The following is a 2116-nucleotide window of genomic DNA, read 5'->3' on the forward strand; positions in this document are numbered from 1 at the left end:
GGATCGCCCGCGTCATCGGCTCGTACATCGGCGAGAACAAGGAGTTCGCCCGTCAGTACCTCGGCGGTGAGCTGGAGGTCGAGCTGGTGCCTCAGGGCACGCTCGCCGAGCGGCTGCGGGCCGGCGGCTGCGGCATTCCCGCCTTCTACACACCGGCCGGTGTGGGCACCCAGGTCGCGGACGGCGGACTGCCCTGGCGCTATGCCCGGGACGGCTCGGTGGCCGTGCGCTCACCGGCCAAGGAGGTCCGGGTGTTCGACGGGCGCGAGTACGTCCTGGAGTACGGGATCACCACCGACTTCGCGCTCGTACGGGCGGCCAAGGGCGACCGGCACGGCAATCTCGTCTTCAACAAGGCCGCCCGCAACTTCAATCCGCTAGCCGCGATGGCCGGGCGCGTGACGATCGCCGAGGTGGAGGAGCTGCTCGAACCGGGCGAGCTGGATCCCGACGCCGTCCATCTGCCCGGTGTGTTCGTCCAGCGCGTGGTGCCGCTCACTCCCGAGCAGGCCCGCGCCAAGCGTGTGGAGAAGCGGACGGTGAGTCTCTGATGGCCTGGACGCACGGAGAGATGGCCGCACGCGCGGCGGCCGAGCTGACCGACGGTTCCTATGTGAATCTCGGGATCGGGCTGCCCACGCTCATCCCCGGATTTCTTCCCGAGGGCGTCGATGTCGTCCTCCACTCGGAGAACGGGCTCCTGGGCGTCGGCCCTTATCCGGCACCGGACGCGGTCGATCCCGATCTGATCAACGCGGGCAAGGAGACAGTCACCGTGCTCCCGGGCGCCGCGTACTTCGACTCCGCGCTCTCCTTCGGGATGATCCGCGGCGGCCATATCGACATCGCGGTGCTGGGCGCCATGCAGGTGTCGGCGGGCGGCGATCTCGCCAACTGGTCGGTTCCCGGCCGGATGATCCGCGGAATGGGCGGAGCCATGGACCTGATCCATGGGGCCCGTCGAGTGATCGTCCTGACGGACCATACGGCCAAGGACGGCTCGCCGAAGATCGTCCAGGAGTGCGCCCTGCCGCTCACCGGCCGTGCCTGCGTCCACCGCGTCATCACCGATCTGGCGGTCCTCGACATCACCGAGGAGGGCCTGGTCCTCGTGGAGAGCGCTCCCGGTGTCACTCCCGAGGAGGTACGGACGAGGACGGCCGCGCCCGTCCGTGTCCCTTCTCCCGCCGTCGTCCCTTCTCCCGCCGCCCTCCCCCCCGCCGTCAGCGGCTGACACCTCACGGAGCAGACATGTCCGACCGTCCGCGTGACGTGTACGTGGTCGACGCCGTACGGACCCCGATCGGCCGGTACGGCGGCGCGCTGAGCGGTGTACGTCCCGACGATCTCGCCGCCGGCGTGCTACGCGCCCTGGTGGCCCGTACGCCCGGTCTCGATCCCGCCCGGATCGACGATGTCTTCCTCGGCAACGCCAATGGCGCCGGCGAGGAGAACCGCGATGTCGCGCGGATGGCCGTCCTGCTCGCCGGGCTGCCGGTCACCGTGCCCGGCACCACCGTCAACCGGCTCTGCGGCTCCGGTATGGAGGCGGTGATCCAGGCGGCGCGCGCCATCGCGGTCGGTGACGCCTCGATCGCCGTGGCGGGCGGCGTCGAGTCGATGAGCCGCGCGCCCTGGGTGGTGCCCAAGCCGGAGCGCGCGCTCCCGGCCGGGCATCAGCAGATGTACTCGACCACGCTGGGCTGGCGGATGGTCAACCCGCGGATGCCCGAGGAGTGGACGGTCCCGCTCGGCGAGGGCGCCGAGCTGGTCGCCGACCGGTACGGTATCGACCGCGCCGCCCAGGACGCCTTCGCACTGGCCAGCCATCAGAAGGCCGCGCAGGCCTGGCGGGACGGGCTGTACGGCGGCGAGACCGTGGCGGTCGACGGGATCGCGCCGACGCGTGACGAGTCGATCAGGGACGACACCTCCGACCTGGCGTTGGCCGGGCTCAAGCCCGTGTTCCGCGAGGGCGGCACCGTCACCGCGGGAAACTCCTCGCCGCTCAACGACGGCGCGGCGGCCCTGCTGCTCACCGACGAGGACGGGCTGCGGGCGACCGGACGCGAGCCGCTGGCCCGTATCGGCGCCTCGGCCGTCACCGGTATCGAGC

The 2116-nt window shown here is 71.3% G+C and carries 3 protein-coding genes; all 3 read left to right on the plus strand.

From position 1 onward, the window contains the following. Positions 1-551 (plus strand): CoA transferase subunit A (locus tag GA0115259_RS37015; RefSeq protein ID WP_107469412.1); only part of this gene is annotated, 551 nt, incomplete at its 5' end. Next, positions 551-1234 carry a CoA transferase subunit B gene (locus GA0115259_RS37020; protein ID WP_093604902.1) on the plus strand — a complete coding sequence of 228 codons (684 nt, stop codon included), beginning with the start codon at positions 551-553 and terminating at the stop codon, positions 1232-1234. The genes GA0115259_RS37015 and GA0115259_RS37020, both read left to right, overlap by 1 nt. A gap of 17 nt (positions 1235-1251) precedes the next feature. Continuing rightward, positions 1252-2116 (plus strand): acetyl-CoA C-acyltransferase (locus GA0115259_RS37025; RefSeq protein WP_093604904.1); only part of this gene is annotated, 865 nt, incomplete at its 3' end.

Source organism: Streptomyces sp. MnatMP-M17 (assembly GCF_900091995.1).
Lineage (GTDB): Bacteria > Actinomycetota > Actinomycetes > Streptomycetales > Streptomycetaceae > Streptomyces.